General features: G+C 71.2%; 16 protein-coding genes. 4 read left to right on the top strand and 12 right to left on the bottom strand.

All coding sequences use genetic code 11. The features are described 5' to 3' along the window. The first annotated feature begins 2 nt into the window (after positions 1–2). A complete protein-coding gene (locus BWR60_RS27465) occupies positions 3–1382 on the top strand; it encodes an aspartate aminotransferase family protein (protein WP_088155003.1) in 1380 nt (459 codons plus the stop codon). 125 nt (positions 1383–1507) lie between these two features. After that, positions 1508–2608: an alcohol dehydrogenase family protein gene (locus BWR60_RS27460; protein WP_088155001.1), complete on the top strand. Its 1101-nt coding sequence runs from the start codon at positions 1508–1510 to the stop codon at positions 2606–2608. 216 nt (positions 2609–2824) lie between these two features. Here BWR60_RS27460 and BWR60_RS27455 read toward each other — a convergent pair whose 3' ends face one another. The 11 genes from BWR60_RS27455 to BWR60_RS36580 all read right to left on the bottom strand — a co-directional run bounded on the left by BWR60_RS27455 (position 2825) and on the right by BWR60_RS36580 (position 14416). Then, entirely contained in the window at positions 2825–3925 is a 1101-nt protein-coding gene (locus tag BWR60_RS27455) for a M24 family metallopeptidase (protein ID WP_088154999.1), read from the bottom strand. Between the two features lie 180 nt (positions 3926–4105). After that, on the bottom strand, positions 4106–5068 hold the full coding sequence (locus tag BWR60_RS27450) for an isoaspartyl peptidase/L-asparaginase family protein (RefSeq protein WP_088154997.1): 963 nt from the start codon (positions 5066–5068) through the stop codon (positions 4106–4108). 13 nt (positions 5069–5081) lie between these two features. Next, a complete protein-coding gene (locus BWR60_RS27445) occupies positions 5082–5549 on the bottom strand; it encodes a M55 family metallopeptidase (protein ID WP_275542404.1) in 468 nt (155 codons plus the stop codon). After that, on the bottom strand, positions 5549–6193 hold the full coding sequence (locus BWR60_RS27440) for a M55 family metallopeptidase (protein WP_088154993.1): 645 nt from the start codon (positions 6191–6193) through the stop codon (positions 5549–5551). Before BWR60_RS27440 ends, BWR60_RS27445 begins: the two co-directional genes overlap by 1 nt. After that, complete coding sequence (locus BWR60_RS27435; protein ID WP_088154991.1) at positions 6190–7230, bottom strand: P1 family peptidase; 1041 nt, start codon at positions 7228–7230, stop codon at positions 6190–6192. Before BWR60_RS27435 ends, BWR60_RS27440 begins: the two co-directional genes overlap by 4 nt. Before the next feature lie 12 nt (positions 7231–7242). After that, on the bottom strand, positions 7243–8130 hold the full coding sequence (locus tag BWR60_RS27430) for an ABC transporter permease subunit (RefSeq protein WP_088154989.1): 888 nt from the start codon (positions 8128–8130) through the stop codon (positions 7243–7245). Next, positions 8127–9047 carry a glutathione ABC transporter permease GsiC gene (gsiC, locus tag BWR60_RS27425; RefSeq protein WP_088154987.1) on the bottom strand — a complete coding sequence of 307 codons (921 nt, stop codon included), beginning with the start codon at positions 9045–9047 and terminating at the stop codon, positions 8127–8129. The genes BWR60_RS27430 and gsiC overlap by 4 nt, the downstream gene beginning before the upstream one ends. A gap of 201 nt (positions 9048–9248) precedes the next feature. Further along, positions 9249–10775 (bottom strand): glutathione ABC transporter substrate-binding protein, encoded by a 1527-nt coding sequence (locus BWR60_RS27420; RefSeq protein ID WP_088154985.1) that lies wholly within the window; start codon positions 10773–10775, stop codon positions 9249–9251. 37 nt (positions 10776–10812) lie between these two features. Next, a complete protein-coding gene (locus BWR60_RS27415) occupies positions 10813–12663 on the bottom strand; it encodes an ABC transporter ATP-binding protein (protein ID WP_088154983.1) in 1851 nt (616 codons plus the stop codon). Next, the gene (locus tag BWR60_RS27410) at positions 12660–13508 is read right to left on the bottom strand and encodes a D-amino acid aminotransferase (RefSeq protein WP_088154981.1); all 849 of its coding nucleotides are present in this window, start codon (positions 13506–13508) and stop codon (positions 12660–12662) included. Before BWR60_RS27410 ends, BWR60_RS27415 begins: the two co-directional genes overlap by 4 nt. After that, entirely contained in the window at positions 13505–14416 is a 912-nt protein-coding gene (locus BWR60_RS36580; RefSeq protein ID WP_179221973.1) for a MurR/RpiR family transcriptional regulator, read from the bottom strand. Before BWR60_RS36580 ends, BWR60_RS27410 begins: the two co-directional genes overlap by 4 nt. 205 nt (positions 14417–14621) lie before the next feature. Here BWR60_RS36580 and BWR60_RS27395 point away from each other — a divergent pair, with 205 nt between their 5' ends. Both BWR60_RS27395 and BWR60_RS27390 read left to right on the top strand, forming a co-directional pair. Continuing rightward, positions 14622–15308 (top strand): LuxR C-terminal-related transcriptional regulator, encoded by a 687-nt coding sequence (locus tag BWR60_RS27395; RefSeq protein WP_230983199.1) that lies wholly within the window; start codon positions 14622–14624, stop codon positions 15306–15308. Positions 15309–15414: 106 nt separating this feature from the next. Beyond that, positions 15415–15975: a hypothetical protein gene (locus BWR60_RS27390; protein WP_088154978.1), complete on the top strand. Its 561-nt coding sequence runs from the start codon at positions 15415–15417 to the stop codon at positions 15973–15975. A 161-nt stretch (positions 15976–16136) separates the two neighbouring features. Here BWR60_RS27390 and BWR60_RS27385 read toward each other — a convergent pair whose 3' ends face one another. Next, positions 16137–16511 carry an ester cyclase gene (locus tag BWR60_RS27385; RefSeq protein ID WP_088154976.1) on the bottom strand — a complete coding sequence of 125 codons (375 nt, stop codon included), beginning with the start codon at positions 16509–16511 and terminating at the stop codon, positions 16137–16139. Positions 16512–18139 lie beyond the last annotated feature (1628 nt).

Below are 18139 nucleotides of genomic sequence, written 5' to 3'. Positions count from 1 at the left end.
CGATGGCCCTTCGCGGCAACGAACTCGACGCCTGGGATCGCGACCATTTCTTCCACCCGTCGACCCATATGGCGGCCCATGCGCGCGGCGAGACGCCGAACCGGATCATCACCGGCGGTGAGGGCGTCTACATCACCGACCGCGACGGCAAGCGCAGCCTGGACGCCTTCGCCGGCCTGTACTGCGTCAATGTCGGCTACGGAAGGCGCGAGATCGCCGACGCGATCGCCGCCCAGGCGCATGAGCTGGCCTATTACCACGCCTATGTCGGCCACGGCAGCGAGCCGTCGATCCGCCTGGCCAAGATGATCATCGACCGGGCGCCGGCCGGCATGTCGCGGGTGTTCTTCGGCCTCGGCGGGTCCGACGCCAACGAGACCAACGTCAAGCTGGTCTGGTACATCAACAACATCCTCGGCCGGCCGGAGAAGAAGAAGATCATCTCGCGCTGGCGCGGCTATCACGGCTCCGGCCTGATGACTGGCAGCCTCACCGGGCTCGAGCTGTTCCACAAGGCCTTCGACCTGCCGCTGGCCCAGGTGCTGCACACCGACGCGCCCTACTATTACCGTCGCGAGGACCGGTCGCTGAGCGAGGAGCAGTTCTCGCAAGCCTGTGCCGACAGGCTGGAGGAGCTGATCCTGGCCGAGGGGCCGGAGACGGTGGCCGCCTTCATCGGCGAGCCGATCCTGGGCACCGGCGGGCTGGTGCCGCCGCCTTCCGGCTATTGGGAGAAGATCCAGGCGGTCCTCACCAAATACGACGTGCTGCTGGTCGCCGACGAGGTGATCACCGGCTTCGGCCGGCTGGGGTCGATGTTCGGCTCCGACCATTACGGCATCAAGCCGGACCTGATCACCATCGCCAAGGGCCTGACCTCCGCCTATGCGCCACTGTCCGGCGTGATCGTGTCGGAGAAGGTGTGGAAGATCCTGGAGAAGGGGTCCGACGCGCTGGGCGCCATCGGCCATGGCTGGACCTATTCCTCGCACCCGCTGTGCACCGCCGCGGCGATCGCCAATCTGGAGCTGGTCGACAGCCTCGGGCTGGTGGATAACGCCCGCGAGACCGGCGCCTATTTCAAGCAGGCGCTGACCGACGCGCTGGCCGGCCACCGCATCGTCGGCGAGGTGCGCGGCGAGGGCCTGGCCGCGGCGGTCGAGTTCGTCGCCGACAAGGACGACCGGGTGTTCTTCGACCCGGCGCTGAAGGTCGGCCCGCGGATCTACGCGGCGACTCTGGCCCGCGGCGTGATCTCCCGGGCCTTGCCGCAGGGCGACATCCTGGGCTTCGCCCCGCCGCTGTGCCTGACCCGCGACGAGGCCGACATCGTGGTCAAGGCCGTGACCGGTGCGGTCGAGGCTGTCGCCAAGGAATTGTGATCTGAAATCACCTCCTCGCCGTCATTGCGAGGAGGCGAAGCCGACGAAGCAATCCGGGGGCCACGCCAAACCGCCCTGGATTGCTTCGCTGCGCTCGCAATGACGTGAAAAAAGGAGTGCCGACCATGGCCGAAACCATCCCCGCCACCATGCGCGCCGTGGTCCTGACCGGCCATGGCGGGCCCGACAAGCTGGTCTACCGCGACGACGTGCCGGTGCCGAAGCCGGCGGCCGGCGAGGTGCTGATCGAGGTCGCCGCCTGCGGCATGAACAACACCGATGTCTGGGTCCGCGAGGGCGCCTACGGCACCGAGGCGGACCCGGAGGCGGTGTCGAGTTGGCGCGGCCGCGGCGACCGGTCGACCCTGACCTTCCCGCGCATCCAGGGCACCGACACGGTCGGCCGCGTCGTCGCGGTCGGCCCTGGCGTGCCGGCGGCGCGGATCGGCGAGCGGGTGATGGTCGATTTCAGCCTCTACAACCGCGACGACGACAGCCTGGCCGACATCGACTACATGGGCCATGGCCGCGACGGCGGCTATGCCGAGTACATGGCGCTGCCGGCCGACCACGCCCATCGCGTCGACACGCCGATGAGCGATGTCGAGCTGGCCACCTTCTGCTGCGCCTACCTGACCGGCGAGCACATGCTGGACCGCGCCCGGGTGGCGGCGGGCGAGCGGGTGCTGGTCACCGGCGCCTCGGGCGGCGTCGGCTCCGGCATCGTCCAGCTGTGCCGCGCCCGCGGCGCCATCCCCTATGCCGTGGCCGGCCGCGGCAAGGAGGAGGCGGTGCTGGCCGCCGGCGCCGAGGCGGTGGTGACGCGCGATGCCGGCGACCTGGTCTCGGCGGTGGAGCGTGTGACCAAGGGCCGGCCGATCGACGTCGTCGCCGACCTGGTCGGCGGGGCGATGTTCAACGACCTGCTGCGCATCCTGCGGCCGGAGGGGCGCTACACCACCGCCGGCGCCATCGCCGGGCCGGTGGTGCAGTTGGACCTGCGGACGATGTACCTCAAGCACCTGGAGCTGCACGGCTCGTCCCAGGGCACGCGCGGCGCCTTCCGCCGACTGGTGCGCTACATCGAGGCGGGCAAGCTGAAGCCGCTGGTCGGCGGCGTCTACCGCCTGTCCGACTTCCACCGCGCCCAGGCCGATTTCATGGCCAAGGGCTTCGTCGGCAAGCTGGTGGTGGTGCCGGATGCGCGGTGGACTGCTGACCGCTGAGGCGCTTTCGGCCGACCGAAGCCAAACGAGTCCCCCCTCCCCTYGCGGGAGGGGGYYAGGGGGAGGGGTCTGCGCGCGTCCGCGCGCGAATGGGTCAGGGACCTGTCCGCCGTCACCACGGCCGGAACAGGGGTCGGTGCGAGCCGAGAGAACCCCCTCCCCCTAACCCCCTCCCGCGAGGGGAGGGGGGACTCAAGAAAGCAAATCCGGCAGCCCTTACACCCGCACCACATGCAGGTCGCGCGGCAGGGTGGACAGAATCTCCGGGCCGTCCTCGCGCAGGATCACGATCTCCTCGAGCCGGATGCCGAAACGGCCCGGGATGTAGATGCCCGGCTCGATCGAGAACACCATGCCCTCCTCCAGCACCGTCTCGGAGGTGGCGGTGATGTAGGGCGGCTCGTGGCCGTCGATGCCCATGCCGTGGCCGGTGCGGTGGACGAAGTATTCGCCGTAGCCGGCATCGGCGATCACCTTCCGGGCCGCGGCGTCGACCTCCTTCGCCATCACGCCCGGCTTGGCCGCCTTCAGCGCCGCCTGCACCGCCTTCTCGACGATGGTGTGGATCTGGCCATAGCCCTCCGGCGGGCGGCCGATCGCGACCATGCGGGTGATGTCGCTGGGGAAGCCGGCCTTGCGGCCGCCGATGTCGACCACCACGGCGTCGCCCTCCTCCAGCCGGCGCCCGCCGGTCTGGTGGTGCGGGAAGGCGCCGTTGCCGCCACCGCCGACGATCCAGAACTGCGGCGACGCGCCTTCCGAGGTGAAATGCGCCTTGATCGCATCCGCCAGTTCCAGCTCGGTCATGCCCGGCCTGGCCGCGGCGAAGGCGGCCTGGATGGCGCGGTCGGCGATGCCGGCATTCATCTTCAGCGTGGCGAATTCCGCCGCGTCCTTGCGCATGCGCAAAGCGCCGATGGTGCTATCGGTGAAGCTGTGTCGCACGCCCGGCAGCGCGCCGAGCAGCAGCAGGGCGAAATCCGCCCGCATCGTCTCGTCCAGCACCACATGCCCGGCCTGCGCCGCGCCGACATCGGCCAGCGCGGCGGCCAGCGCGGCATCCGGCCCGACGGCGTCGTCCCAGCTGTGGAAGGCGATCGCCGTCTCCTCGCGCGAACCCTCGGCGTTCAGCGCCGGCATCAGGAACGCCTCGCGCTCAGGCCCGATCAGCAGCAGGCAGGGCCGCTCATCGGCATGCGGGTGGAAGCCTGCCGCCCATTGCATGTGCGAGCCGGGCCCGAGCGCGACGAGATCGACGCCCGCCTCCCGCATCTTCGCCCGCAGCGCCGCCAGCCGCTTCTGTGTATCGACGGTCATTCCATCCTCCCGTTCGCGGCGACTCGCCGCGCGTAGCTGCGAGACCCTATACCAACGCCCCGGAATATCGATCCGTCATGGCGAGCCCCGCAGGGGCGCGGCCATCCAGGGGCCGGTTCGCACTGGCCCCTGGATGGCCGCGTCGGCTTCGCCTCCTCGCCATGACGGAGACCGGAGTCGTCAGGCCGTCTCGACCCGGAAATCCTCGCGATGGATCGCGGTGCGCAGCACGCCGTCCGCTCCCACCACGCCGCGATACATGCCCTCGCAGTTGAAGGGCAGCGCGACATGGCCCTGGGCGTCGACCGCGATCAGCCCGCCGGAGCCACCGACCGGGCCGAGCAGGTCCAGCACCACCGCATCCGCCGCCTGCGCCAGCCCCAGGCCGGCCCAGCGCATGCGGGCGTCGATCTCGTGGCCGGCGGCGTAGCGGATGAAGAACTCGCCATGGCCGGTGCCCGACACCGCGCAGGTTGTGTTGTCGGCCCAGGTGCCGGCACCGATCACCGGGCTGTCGCCGACCCGGCCCGGGGTCTTGCCGGTCATGCCGCCGGTCGAGGTGGCGGCGGCGACATTGCCGGCGGCGTCGCAGGCCACGGCGCCGACCGTGCCGTGCTTGCGCGCCGGGTCGCCGTCATCCGGCAAAGCCTGGCGGCGCCGCTCCAGCTCCTCCTGCAGCGCCGCCCAGCGCCGCTCGGTGCGGAACCAGGACGGATCCATATGCTCCAGCCCCGCCTCGCGGCAGAAGCGGCGCGCCCCCTCCCCGGCCAGCAGCACATGCTCGGTCCGCTCCATCACTGCGCGGGCGGCGAGGATGGGGTGGCGCGGGCCGCAGATGCCGGCGACGGCGCCGGCGCGGCGGTCGCGCCCGTCCATCACCGCCGCATCCATCTCGTTCTCGCCGGCGCTGGTGAAGACGGCGCCGCGACCGGCGTTGAACAGCGGGTCCTCCTCCAGCGCCATCACCGCCGCGGTCACGGCGTCTAGCGCCGAGCCGCCGGCCGCCAGGACCAGATGGCCGTGGCGCAACGCGGTGCGCAGGCCCTGGTGATAGGCATCCTCCTGCTCCGGCGTCAGCGACTCGCGACGGATGGTGCCGGCGCCGCCATGGATCACCAGGACGGCGCGCGATGGGTTGCTCATGAGATCCTCGGGTTCAACGAAGAAAAGCCGTCATTGCGGACACCGAATTCATCCAGCGGATGGCGTCGGCGACGCTACCGGCCGGCAGGGCGATGGTGACGCCGTCGCGTCGTTCGGCCGGCGGCAGGGTGGCGGCGAGATCCGCCAGGGCCGGGCCGCCCATCTCCAGCTCCAGCGTGTAGGGGCCGTCGATGCGGAAGGGCGGGATCGACCCGGCGCGGCGGACGGCGCGGGCCGCGCCCTCGCGCAGGGCGGCGCGGGCGGCCGGCAGCGGCAGCGACCGGGCGGCGCGGTTGCCCAGCGCCTGCTTGGTCTGGACGAACTCGGCCTCGGGGAAATGCTCGCGCAGCTCGGCGACGCAGCGGTCGTCGCCGGAGACCATGGCCACCGGCACGCCCAGGCTGCCGGCATAGGCGCCGTAGATCCCGGCCTCGCCCAGCGGGCGGCCGTTCAGGCGCACGGCGCGGAAGGCGAAGCCGATCAGGCGGTCCAGGACGANGGTCGATCCCGCCCTTCCGCATCGACGGCCCCTACACGCTGGAGCTGGAGATGGGCGGCCGGCAGCGGCAGCGACCGGGCGGCGCGGTTGCCCAGCGCCTGCTTGGTCTGGACGAACTCGGCCTCGGGGAAATGCTCGCGCAGCTCGGCGACGCAGCGGTCGTCGCCGGAGACCATGGCCACCGGCACGCCCAGGCTGCCGGCATAGGCGCCGTAGATCCCGGCCTCGCCCAGCGGGCGGCCGTTCAGGCGCACGGCGCGGAAGGCGAAGCCGTTGGTGGTGTGGGCCAGCACGCCCTGCTCCGACGCCCTGGCGTGGTAGCCGAGGCAGAACACCGCGGCGTGGCCGGCATCGAGCCCGCAGAACATGTTGAGCGGCTTCGGCTTGCCCTGGATCAGCTCCGCCGCCGGGTGCAGCAGCTCCGGCAGCAGGTTGGTCATCGGGCCATGCGCGTCGTTGACCAGGATCTCCGTCGCGCCGCCTTCCAGCGCACCCTCGATCGCGGCATTGACCTCCTCGGTCATCAGCCGGCGGGCGCGCTCGTATTCGCCATTGCCCGGCTGGCCCTGCTGCGGCGTGATCACGCCGGCCACGCCCTCGATGTCGGACGAGATATAGATCCTCATTTGCGTTCCTCCGCCTCCAGCCAATCCGCGAGCGAGGGCCGGCTGTGGCCCCGGCGGCCGACGGCCGGGCCGGCGGCGCAGAGGGCGTTCAGCACCGCCTCCTGCGTCGCTTCCGCCACGGCCTGGAACAGCCGGTCGATGCGCGCCTCGTTGAGCGCCCGGATCGGGACAAGGTCCCGCTTCTGGTCGTGATCCACCGGGTCGGCGGTGGAGAAGCCGAGCGCGATGTCGCCGCTGCCGTGGCCCCAGAAGGCGCCGAGCCGCGCCAGGCCCGCGCCGCAGCGCTTGGTGACGCGCTGCAGCTGGCGATGCTCCAGCGGCACGTCGGTCGCCAGGATCACGATCACCGAGCCTTTCTCGGGCGCCGGTTCGAACGGCGGCGCCGGGCGGCGGCCGTCCGGCAGCACCAGGTCGCCGGCCCGGCCGAAATTCGCCAGCACCAGCACGCCGAGATGGAAATGGTCGCGGTCGAACTTGACCCGGCGCGAGGCGGTGCCGATGCCGCCCTTGAAGCCGAAGCTGCTCATCCCCGTCCCGGCGCCGACCGAGCCCTGGCCGACATGGCCGTCGCCGGCGGCCACGATCGCCTCCAGCGCGTCGGCCTCGGTCACCGCCAGGGCCTGGATGTCGGACAGGAAGCCGTCATTGCATTCCAGCACGACCGGATTCACGGTGCCAGTCTCGCGCCCGATGTCGGGGTTGGCGGCGATGGCGGCGCGGATCAGCGCCGTGGCGCAGGTGCCGACGGCGAAGGTGTTGGTCAGCAGGATCGGCGTCTCGACCGTCCCCAGCTCCGCCACCTGCATCAGGCCGGTGCTCTTGCCGAAGCCGTTGATCACCTCGACCGCGGCGCGGGCCTTGGCCCGGAACAGGTTGCCGCTGTGCGGCAGGATGGCGGTGACGCCGGTCAGCACGTCGCCGGCATGCATGCTGAGATGGCCGACCAGCACGCCGGGCACGTCGGTGATGGCGTTGAGCGGGCCGGTCGGCAGCGTGCCGCAGACCAGGCCGAAATCGCGGGCGAGACGGGCCGTCACCGATGCCTCCCTCTACGTCTTCAGCTTCGGGTCCAGCGCGTCGCGCAGGCCGTCGCCGAGCAGGTTGAAGGCCAGCACCGTGACGAAGATGGCGATGCCGGGGAAGAGGGTGATGTGGTCGGCGACACCGAGATAGCTGCGGCCATCGGCCAGCATCGCCCCCCATTCCGGGCTGGGCGGCTGGGCGCCGAGGCCGATGAAGCTGAGGCTGGCCGCCGTCAGGATCGAGGTGCCGATGCGCATCGAGAAGTAGACGATCACGCTGGGCAGCGTGCCGGGCAGGATGTGGCGCAGCATCAGCAGGCGGTGGCGCACGCCGATCGCCCGCGCCGCGTCGACATAGACGGTCTGCTTGATCGCCAGCGTGCTGCCGCGCACCAGCCGGGCGAAGACGGGCACGCTGAACACGGCGACGGCGTAGATCACGTTGTCGATGCCGGGCCCCAGCACGGCGATGACGCCGATCGCCAGGATGATGCCGGGGAAGGCCAGCAGCACGTCGCAGAAGCGCATCACGAGGCCATCGACCCAGCCGCCGTAGAAGCCGCTGACGAGGCCGAGCAGGATGCCGGCGACGCCGCCCAGCGTCACCGACAGGAAGCCGACGGCCAGCGAGATGCGGGCGCCGAAGACGATGCGGCTGAAGATGTCGCGGCCATAGGCGTCGGTGCCGGCGAGATGGGCCCAGGACGGCCCCTCCAGCACCCGCTCGTAGTCGGGCGCGGCGAGGTCGTAGGGCGCGATCCAGGGTGCCAGGATCGCCATCAGCACCAGCGCCGCCAGGAACAGCGCGGCGATGACGCCGACCTTCTGCCGGCGAAAGCGGCGCCAGAATTCGCGCCAGGGCGAGCGGACCTTCTCGGCGCCGGCCGACGCGACGGGGGCGATGACGGCGCTCATCGGTAGCGGATCTCCGGATTGGCGAAGGCGTAGAGCACGTCGACGGCCAGGTTGATCAGGATGAACTCGATCGAGAACAGCAGGATCTCGGCCTGGATCACCGGGTAGTCGCGGTAGGAGACGCTGTCGACCAGCAGGCGGCCGAGGCCGGGCCAGGTGAACACGGTCTCGACCACGATCGACCCGCCGAGCAGGAAGCCGAACTGCAGCCCGACCATGGTGATGACCGGGATCAGCGCGTTGCGCAGCGTATGCTTCCACACCACCGACCGCTCGAACACGCCCTTGGCCCGGGCGGTGCGGACATAGTCCTCGCGGAAGATCTCGATGAAGGCGGAGCGGGTGAAGCGCGCCATCACCGCCGCCACCGTCAGGCCCAGCGCGATCGACGGCATGACGAAATGCTGCCAGGTGCCGTAGCCGCCGGTCGGCAGCCAGCCGAGATCGACCGAGAACACGCCGATCATCAGCAAGCCGAGCCAGAAGGGCGGGAAGGAGATGCCGGAGACGGCGAGGATCATGCCGCCATAGTCCTGCCAGCGGCCGCGCTTGACCGCGGACAGCACGCCGATCAGCAGGCCGGCGATCACCGCCCAGACCATGCTGACGACGCTGAGCCAGACGGTCGGCATCAGCCGCTCGCCGATCTCCTCCGCCACCGGCCGGCGCGTCTTCAGCGAGGTGCCGAAATCGCCCTGCACGATGTTGCCGACGAAGGTCAGGAACTGTTCGTGCAGCGGCTTGTCGAGGCCGAGGTCGGAGCGCACCAGCGCCACGTCGTCGGCGGTCGCGTCCGGCCCCGCCACCAGCCGCGCCGGGTCGCCGGGCAGCATGTGGACGAAGCTGAAGACCAGGACGGCGATCACCGCCATGACCGGGACGATGCCGAGCAGGCGCCGGATCAGATAGTTCAGCATGAGGGCTCCGGAGACCGATCGGCCGACGGATCATCGACGGGTGCTGCGCGTATTCCCCAACTTGTCATGCCCGGGCTTGACCCGGGCATCCAGGGCCGCAAGAACAGCTCGTGGTGGCCCCTGGATTGCCGGGTCAAGCCCGGCGATGACAAGGTAAAAGGGGTCAGCATCGACGAAATCCGCCGGCCTTTCGGTATGGGCTTACTGGAACGCCGGATCCTCGACCACGAAGCCGCGGTCGGGCAGGACGAAGACGCCGGACAGGTCCTTGGTCTGGGCGCTCAGCACATGCTCGACCGCCAGGTCGATCCAGGGTGCGTCCTGCCAGACCTGGGCCTGGACCTTGGCATAGGCCTCGCCGCGCTTGCCCTCGTCGGCCGTGGCCACCGCCGCCTCCAGCGCCGAATCCACCTCGGGGTTGGAGTAGTAGGCGACGTTGAACAGCTTCGGCGGGAAGCCCTTGCCCCACAGCAGCGGCCGCAGCGCCCAGTCGGCATCGCCGGTCGAGGACGACCAGCCGCCATAGTACATCTGCACCGTCGCCTCGTCGGGCGTCTGCACGCTCCAGATCTTCTGCGACAGCACGCCGGATTCGAGCGGCGTCACCTGCGCCTTGACCCCGATCTGGGCCAGCTGCTGCTGCAGGAACTGGGTGGCGCGGATCGAGGTGGTGCTGTTGCCGGACCACAGCACGGCCTCGAAGCCGTCGCCATAGCCGGCATCGGCCAGCAGCTGCTTGGCCTTGGCCGGGTCATACGGCCAGACGCCCTGCTTGGCGTAGAATTTCAGCGTCGGCGGCATCGGCGAGTCGGCCGGCTCGCAGAAGCCGCTCAGCACCACCTTGCAGAAGGCGGTGCGGTCGACCGCGTAGTTCAGCGCCTGGCGAACGCGGACGTCGTCGAACGGCTTCTTGCGGGTGTTCAGCGCGACGTACCAGTTGACGATCGACGGCCGCTCGGTGACCTCGAGCGTGGCGTTCGCCTTGATCACCTTCACCATCTCCGGCGGCACCGGGGTGATGAACTGGGCCTCGCCGGCCTGCAGCATGGCCATGCGGCTGCCGTTCTCCGGCACGCTGCGGATGGTGACGCCGTCGACCTTCGGCGTGCCCTTCCAGTAGCCGTCGTAACGCACCGCCTCGAGCGTGTCGGCCGACCAGGACTTGAAGCTGAACGGGCCGGTGCCGACCGGGTTGCGGCCGATGTCCTTGCCGTATTTCTCCAGCGCCGCCGGGCTGATGATCATGGTGCCGGGATGGGCCAGGGTGTTGACCAGGGCGCCGAACGGCTCCTTCAACAGCACCTTGACGGTGTGGTCGTCGACCACCTCGACATGGTCCAGCATCGACAGCAGCGATTGGCGCTTCAGCTTGTTCTCGGGGTTGGCCAGGCGCTCCAGGCTGACCTTGACCGCCTGGGCGTTGAAGTCGGTGCCGTCCTGGAACTTGACGCCCTGGCGCAGCGTGAAGGTGTACGACTTGGCGTCGTCGCTGACCGTGTAGCTCTCGGCCAGCAGCGGCACCAGCTTCATGTCCTGATCGAAGCCGTACAGCCCCTGGTAGAACAGGCGCGACGCCGACTGGGCCGAGGTCTCGTTGGCGTTCGACGGGTCCAGGCCCGTCAGGTTCTCCTGGATGCCGATGACCAGGGTCTTGGCCATGGCCGCGCCCGGCAGCGCCAGCAGCGCCGCCGCGGCGCAGCCGATCAGGGTCCGTCTCCAGTCTCTCATTGCTCTCCCCTTTGCTCTGATTGGTTCACGGAAAGGTTCAGCCGAAATCGCCCACCCGGTGGCGGGCGACGAAATGGCCCGGCCCGACAGGCTCCAGCGGCCGCACCAGCGGCTCGTCGCCCAGGGGCCGGATCGGGCTCGGGATCTCGCCCTCGATCAGGCTGGTGTCGCGGTTGCGCCGGGTCGGGTCCGCCACCGGCACCGCCGCCATCAACCGGCGGGTGTAGGGGTGCTGCGGGCTCTCGAACACCGCCTGGCGCGGCCCGATCTCGACGATCTGGCCGAGATACATCACGGCGACGCGGTGGCTGACCCGCTCCACCACCGCCATGTCGTGCGAGATGAACAGGTAGGACAGGCCGTGCCGGGCCTGCAGCTCCATCAGCAGGTTCACCACCTGGGCCTGGATCGAGACGTCCAGCGCCGCCACCGCCTCGTCGGCGATGATCAGCCGCGGCTCCGACGCCAGGGCCCGGGCGATGCAGATGCGCTGGCGCTGGCCGCCGGAGAATTCATGCGGATAGCGCCGCGCATGCTCCGGCCGCAGCCCGACCTGGGTCAGCAGGTCGGCCACGCGCTGTTCCACCGCCCGGCCCTTGGCCAGGCCGTGGGTCAGCAGCGGCTCGGCGATCGAGAAGCCGACCGTCAGCCGCGGGTTCAGCGAGGCGAAGGGGTCCTGGAAGACATACTGGATCTTCTGCCGCAGCCGGCGCCGCTCCTCCGCCTTCATCTGCGCCAGGGCGCGGCCCTCGAAGCGGATCGATCCGGCCGAGGGCTCCAGCAGCTGCATGATGGTGCGGCCGGTGGTGGACTTGCCGCAGCCGCTCTCGCCGACCAGCGCCAGGGTCTCGCCCGGCTGCAGGCCGAAGCTGACCTGCTCCACCGCATGGACGCGGGCGACCAGCTTGCCGAACACGCCGCGGCGCACGTCGAAGCGGGTCGACAGATGGTCGACCTCCAGGAGCGGGCTGCCGGCGCGCACCGTGTCCTGCGGCGCCGGCGGCGGCTCCTTCGACCCGTCGACCCGGACCAGCGGGAAGCGGGCCGGCAGCGCCTGGCCCTGCAGGCTGCCCAGCTTCGGCACCGCTGACAACAGCGCCTTGGTGTAGGGGTGCTGCGGCGCCGTGAAGATCCGCTCGGTCGGCCCCTCCTCGACCTTGCGGCCCTGATACATGACCACGACCCGGTCGGCGACCTCGGCCACCACGCCCATGTCGTGGGTGATGAACATCACTGCCATGCCCATCTCGCCCTGCAGCCGGCGGATCAGCCGCAGGATCTGGGCCTGGATGGTGACGTCGAGCGCCGTGGTCGGCTCGTCGGCGATCAAGAGGCTGGGGCGGCAGGACAGCGCCATGGCGATCATCACGCGCTGGCGCATGCCGCCCGACAGCTGGTGCGGATGGCGGTCGAGCATCCGCTTCGCCTCCGGGATCCGCACCCGCTCCAGCATGCTCAGCGCCTCGGCCCGCGCCGCCTTCGCGTCCTTGCCCTGGTGCAGCATCACCGCCTCGGCGATCTGGTCGCCGATGGTGAAGACCGGGTTCAGCGACGTCATCGGCTCCTGGAAGATCATCGCGATCTCGTTGCCACGCAGGGCGCGCAGCGCCTCGGCCGGGGCCTTGGCCAGGTCGCGCACCTGCCCGTCGCGGCCGCGGAAGCGCACCGAGCCGCGGGCGATCCTGCCGCCGCCGTAATCGACCAGCCGGATCAGGCTGAGCGAGGTGACCGACTTGCCGGAGCCGCTTTCGCCGACCACCGCCACCGTCTCCCCCGGCGCGATGGCGAAGCCGAGTTCCTCGACCGCGGTGACGATGCCGTCATCGGTCGGGAACTGGACCGTCAGCCCGTCGACCTCGATCAGCGGTGCGGCGGCTCCCGCGGTCATGCCGGCTGCCCGACCAGGCGGTCGAAGGCGTCGCGCACCCGCCGCCACACCGGGCCTGGCCGGCCGGTGCCGACCGCGGCGCCGTCCAGCCGCACGATCGGCGCCAGCTCCTTGGTGGTGCTGGTGATCCAGATCTCGTCGGCGGCGCGCAGCTCGACCTCGGCGACGTCGCGCTGCTCGACCGCGATGCCCAGTTCCTCGGCCAGCCGGATCGCGATCCGCCGGTTGATGCCGTCGAGGATGCGGTGGTCGGCGGCGGGCGTCGCCACCTTCCCGTCCTTGACCACGAACACGTTGCTGGCGGCGCATTCGCTGACCAGCCCGTCGCGCAGCATCACCGTCTCCAGCACCCCGGCCTCGGCGGCGTTCTGGGCGGCAAGGACGGAGGGCAGGAGCGCGATCGACTTGATGTCGCAGCGCAGCCAGCGGATGTCCGGCGCCGAGACCAGGGCGAAGCCGTCCTCCTGCTGCGCCCGGCCCAGGCGCTTCAGCGCGCTGGCGAAGGCCAGGATGCTGGCCTGGGCACCGGCCGGGAAGGCGTGGCTGCGCTGGGCCGGGGCGCCGCGGGTGACCTGCATGTAGATGGTCGCGGCCGGGCGCGGCGCATCGGCCGCCAGCCGCTGGAACACCGCGGCCAGGCCGGCACGGTCGAGGCCGGGGTCGATCCGCACCGCGGCGAGGCTGCGGGCCAGCCGGTCGAGATGGGCGTCGAGCTCGAAGATCCGGCCGTCATAGACCGCCACCACCTCGTAGACGCCATCGGCGAAGAGGAAGCCGCGGTCGAGCGGCGAGACGGTGACCTCGGCGAGCGGCTGCCAGGTCCCGTTCCAATAGGCGAGGGTCATCGTCGGCGTTCCGGAGTTGATGGGCGGGGACGGCGCGCGGGGGCGTCGTCGACCAGGAGGAAGGGCATGATCTGCTCGGTCAACTCGGCCGCGTCCGAGATGGTGCCGCGGCGGCGGGCGACGGCGCCGGCCAGCGCCTCGGCCAGCGCCATGATGGCGATCGAGGAGCCGTGCAGCACGCCGTGCTCGGCCGGGCCGAACAGGGCGGCGTCGCTCTCGGCGGCCAAGGGTGAGGTCGGGCCATCGGTCAAGGCGAGCGCGCGCAGGCCCCTCGCTTTGGCCCGGCGCAGCAGGTCGATGGTGGTGCGCGAATAGCGCGGCACGGCGATCGGCACCAGCAGGTCGCCGGGGCCGAGGCGCAGCAGCTGGCGGACCATGCGCTCGGTGCCGCCGCTGCCGTCCATCAGCTCGACCGCCGGGCAGTAGGGCTGCAGCAGCTCGGCCAGGAAGCGGGCGGTGACGGCGCTGATGCCGAGGCCGAGCGGCACCACCCGGCGCGCCGTCAGCACCAGGTCGACCGCGTCGGCGCAGGCCTCGTCGGTCAGCAGCGCCGTGGCCTGGCCGAGATTGGCAGCGGCGGCGTCGAGCGAGCGCTGCAGCAGGTCACGGGCGGCATCGCCGGCCTGCTGGGCGCTGCGCAGCTTCTCCACCGGCGCCAAAGCGCGCTGGAACTGCTGCAGCAACTCGGCGCGGAATTCGGGGAAGCCACCGAAGCCCAGGCGGTGGGCGAAGCGGTTGGCGGTGGCGACCGAGACCTGCGCCGCGCCGGCCAGCTCCTCGATCCCCATGGTCGCGGCGCGGAACGGGTGCTGCAGGACGAAATCCGCCAGCCGGCGATGCGCCGGCGACAGCGCGTCGAGGCTCTGCGCCAGGCGGTTCGTCAGGGTCTGCGGCGGGTCCTGGTCCATATGGCGGGAAGCAAGAATCGGCAAGCCGCGGAGCGGCGGGATGAAAATTCTTCTGTCATCCGACCCGAGCCCTGTAAAGATTTTTTCATCACCCATCCGAACCCGGCCGGCGTGCCGCCTTGCCCATCGCCTTGGCCGCAAGGAGAACGGACAGCGGCGGCCCGGTCGCGATAGCATCCGGCAGGATCCCTTGCCACGGCCCCGGATGACCAGCCCCCTGCCCCTGACCGACCTGACCCCCGCCTTGGGCGGCGCCGAGGCGAACCCGATCCGCATCGGCTTCGCCGACAAGAACCCGCTGGTGCTGCGCGGGCTGCAGTCGCTGTTCGGCGAGGACCGGCGGTTCGAGCTGGTGGTCTCGGCCAGCGACGGCGAGCGCTTCCTCGACGCCGTGGCGCGGTTCGCGTTCGATGTCGGCATCATCGGCTGGGTGATGGCCAATGGCGACGGCCGCGCCGTGCTGGAGGGGCTGAAGCAGCGGGCGGCCGCCGAGCCCCCCTCGCCCCGCATCGTGGTCTACACCGGCGCCGACCTGGGCGTGGCGCGGCTGGCGATGCAGCTGGGCGCGGCCGGCTTCCTGTCCAAGTCCGAGCCGCCGGAGCGCCTGCTGGACGTGGTGGCGGAGGTGGCGCGCGGCCGGATGATGTTCCCCTTCCTCGATCTCGGCCGGGCGGTGGCGGACGACCCGCTGGCCTGTCTGACCGCCCGCGAGCGCGAGCTGCTGGAGCGGCTGGCCGAGGGGCTGAGCAACGAGGGGCTGGCCCGCCGCTTCGGCCTGTCGCCGAACACGGTCAAGTTCCACCTGCGCAACCTGTACGAGAAGCTGGGCGCCGCCAACCGGGCCCAGGCCGTCGCCGTGCTGCTGGGCCGCGACCGCGGCCAGCCCCCCTGACCCCGGATTTTTCGCCCGGCATCCTACGAACGTAGGACGACGCCGGCGGGCGGCGCGTGGTTCGCTTGCGGATCGGAAGGGCTTCACCGGTTCGCGAGACGCCATCATGCAGATGCTCGACCCCAGGGATCCGATCCTCCGCGGCCCGGCCGCCATGCCGGCCGGCTTCGACGACCATGTCCTGGAGGCCGAGCTGCAACCGGTGGTGCGGGCCGCGATGCAGGGCCCGTTCAACGCCCTGGTGCTGGTGCGCGGCACCCTGCCCGCCGGCGCGGTGGAGACCGCAGTCGAGACCGGCGGCACCGTGGCCGTCCGCACCAATTTCACGCTGGCCGGCTTCGACCCGGAGCGGCCGCCGGCCTTCAAGCATTCCTCGACCGCGACGCCATGCCAGGGGGCCGGGATCGACGCCGTCGACCACGGCTTTTTCGACGAATCCGGCCGCTGGGTGCTGCTGCTGCGCGGCGACATGCTGCGGCGGCACGGCGCGGTCGAGCTAACCAGCTGGGTGATGTGCCGCGAGGAGGCCCCGGCGGCCGAGGACCGCCTGGCCTTCCGCAGCTATCCCTTCTTCGTCCCGCCGCAGCCGCCGCGGCCGGCGGATCCCTGGGCCCGGGCCGTCGCCCGCCTCTACGCCCGCCGCCCGGCCGCCCGCGCGGCGGCCTGAGGCCGGCTCTCCCCCTCACCCTCCCGTCGCTGCGCGCCGGGCCCCTCCCTCTCCCCGAGGAGAGGGAAACAGCGCGTGGCTCCCTTCACCTCTCCCCCGGGGAGAGGTCGAAATCGCATCGCGATTTCGGGTGAGGGGGTGGCTCCGGCGTCTCCCGGACGTCACAATTGGTCCTCGATCGCCGCCCGGTCGATCACCGACCAGACCTGGACGATCCGGCCGTCGCGGACCTCGTAGAAGACGTTCTCGCTGAACGAGACCGTGCGGCCGTCGACGTCGAGGAACCGGCCGCGCGGCGAGCAGGTGAAGTCCAGCCGGGCGGCGACCAGCGGCGGGTCGCAGGCCATGAGCCCGATGACGAAGCGCAGGTCCGGGATCTCGCGGACATCCTGCTCCAGCATGGCGCGGTAGCCGGCCAGGCCGAACTCCCGGCCGTTGTGGCGCGCCGCCGCGTCGACGAAATCGCCCAGCCGGTCCCAGTCGCGCCGGTTCAGGCAGTCGATATAGGCGCGGTAGAAGGCGGCGAGGTCGGTCACGGCACGGGCTCCTGCGGGTTCGGGCCGAGGATAGCATGGGCGGGTGGCGGGCCGGGGCGGGGTACTTTCCCGAAGCGTCCCTTTCCCGCTTGCGAGGCCTTTTCACAACGCCACTCCCCCACCGTCATTGCGAGGAGGCGAAGCCGACGAAGCAATCCAGGGGCCACGCCAAACGGCCCTGGATTGCTTCGCTGCGCTCGCAATGACGGTGTTTGGAATCCTGAAAAGGTCTGGCTTGCGGGAGAGGTCACGCGCACGGGCCCGGCCACGGCGAAGCGCCTGCCGCCGTCACGCATGCCGGAAGATATGGGCCATCATCATCATGCGGCGTCCTTCGGCGTCGCGCTCGCGCCTCAGGCGCTTGCGCTCGGCCTCGTCCGCGTCCTCGCCGGGCGCGGCCGTCCCGGATGGGTCACCGCCGGGATCCGGCGGCGCCGTGGCGGGCGGCGCCGTGGCGGACGGGGCAGCGGCCCCGCCGGTGTCCGGCGGCCGGTCGTCCATGGGCAGGGTGCGGAAGAGGGTCCAGTTCTGGTCGAAGATGTCGCCGGTGGCGGTGTCGATGATGTAGGTCTCGCCCGCCGGGCCGCCGACATCCTCGGCGGCGATGNCTATCCGCCCATTCCCCGCGAGGGCGGATCCAGCAATCACGGGTTCATCGATGTGCGCGGCCGTCCCGGATGGGTCACCGCCGGGATCCGGCGGCGCCGTGGCGGGCGGCGCCGTGGCGGACGGGGCAGCGGCCCCGCCGGTGTCCGGCGGCCGGTCGTCCATGGGCAGGGTGCGGAAGAGGGTCCAGTTCTGGTCGAAGATGTCGCCGGTGGCGGTGTCGATGATGTAGGTCTCGCCCGCCGGGCCGCCGACATCCTCGGCGGCGATGCTGCGGTAGTAGTGGTAGGTGGATCTGCTCCAATCCAGCGGGGGCGGCTGACCCGGCGCGGCGGCCGGTCTGGCGGCCGGCGCGGCGGCCGGGATCTCGTCCGATGGCTTCGGGGCGGCGCGGGCGGGACCGGCCTCCTCCTTCGGCCCGAGGCCGGCGGCGATGGCGCGGCGGGACAGGCCGAGCTGGCGGCCGAGGCGCAGCACCAGGGTCTCGATCGGCAGGGCGGTGTCGGCGAGGTCGGCGTCGATGCGCTCATCCTCAGCCAGGCGGGACCAGAGATCGACGGTCAGCTTTTCCCTGGCCGCGGGCTTCCCGGCGGCGATGGCGCGGGACAGGGCCTCGGCCACGATGTGGCGCCGGCCGTCCTTCTCATCCCGCTGCCACTCGCGATAGGAGTCGGCCTCGTGCCGCGCCTCCTCCTGCTGCTGCCGCAGCCTGGCGTCGAGCGCGGCGGCGCGGCGGATGCCCAGCGCGGTGCGGTTGAAGCCCGCTTCGGCGATGGCGGCGCGGTCGAGATCGCCGGCCCGATCGGCGGCCAGCGCCCTGGCCTGGAAGACGCGGGCCAGCTCCAGGGCCAGCTCGGTCAGCTCCGCCAGCACCTCGGCATAGCGGCCGGCCTGCGCCGTGGCCGGCGAAGCGGCGGCRGGAGTTCCGGCTCTGATGGCACCATCGACCATCCGTTCATTAGAACAAAAAGCGAACATATAGTCAAGCGATTTGAACCAGCCCGGGTCGATCGTCTGCTTTT

Origin of the sequence: Inquilinus limosus (genome assembly GCF_002195995.1) — a bacterium.
In the GTDB taxonomy this organism is placed as follows: domain Bacteria; phylum Pseudomonadota; class Alphaproteobacteria; order DSM-16000; family Inquilinaceae; genus Inquilinus; species Inquilinus limosus_C.
This window is presented reverse-complemented; position numbering and strand designations above follow the sequence as displayed.

Coding starts and splice junctions, on each gene's coding strand:
- BWR60_RS27465 (WP_088155003.1), top strand. CDS start 3: ATGGCCCTTCGCGGCAACGAACTCGACGCCTGGGATCGCGACCATTTC.
- BWR60_RS27460 (WP_088155001.1), top strand. CDS start 1,508: ATGGCCGAAACCATCCCCGCCACCATGCGCGCCGTGGTCCTGACCGGC.
- BWR60_RS27455 (WP_088154999.1), bottom strand. CDS start 3,925: ATGACCGTCGATACACAGAAGCGGCTGGCGGCGCTGCGGGCGAAGATG.
- BWR60_RS27450 (WP_088154997.1), bottom strand. CDS start 5,068: ATGAGCAACCCATCGCGCGCCGTCCTGGTGATCCATGGCGGCGCCGGC.
- BWR60_RS27430 (WP_088154989.1), bottom strand. CDS start 8,130: ATGAGCGCCGTCATCGCCCCCGTCGCGTCGGCCGGCGCCGAGAAGGTC.
- gsiC (WP_088154987.1), bottom strand. CDS start 9,047: ATGCTGAACTATCTGATCCGGCGCCTGCTCGGCATCGTCCCGGTCATG.
- BWR60_RS27420 (WP_088154985.1), bottom strand. CDS start 10,775: ATGAGAGACTGGAGACGGACCCTGATCGGCTGCGCCGCGGCGGCGCTG.
- BWR60_RS27415 (WP_088154983.1), bottom strand. CDS start 12,663: ATGACCGCGGGAGCCGCCGCACCGCTGATCGAGGTCGACGGGCTGACG.
- BWR60_RS27410 (WP_088154981.1), bottom strand. CDS start 13,508: ATGACCCTCGCCTATTGGAACGGGACCTGGCAGCCGCTCGCCGAGGTC.
- BWR60_RS36580 (WP_179221973.1), bottom strand. CDS start 14,416: ATGGACCAGGACCCGCCGCAGACCCTGACGAACCGCCTGGCGCAGAGC.
- BWR60_RS27395 (WP_230983199.1), top strand. CDS start 14,622: ATGACCAGCCCCCTGCCCCTGACCGACCTGACCCCCGCCTTGGGCGGC.
- BWR60_RS27390 (WP_088154978.1), top strand. CDS start 15,415: ATGCAGATGCTCGACCCCAGGGATCCGATCCTCCGCGGCCCGGCCGCC.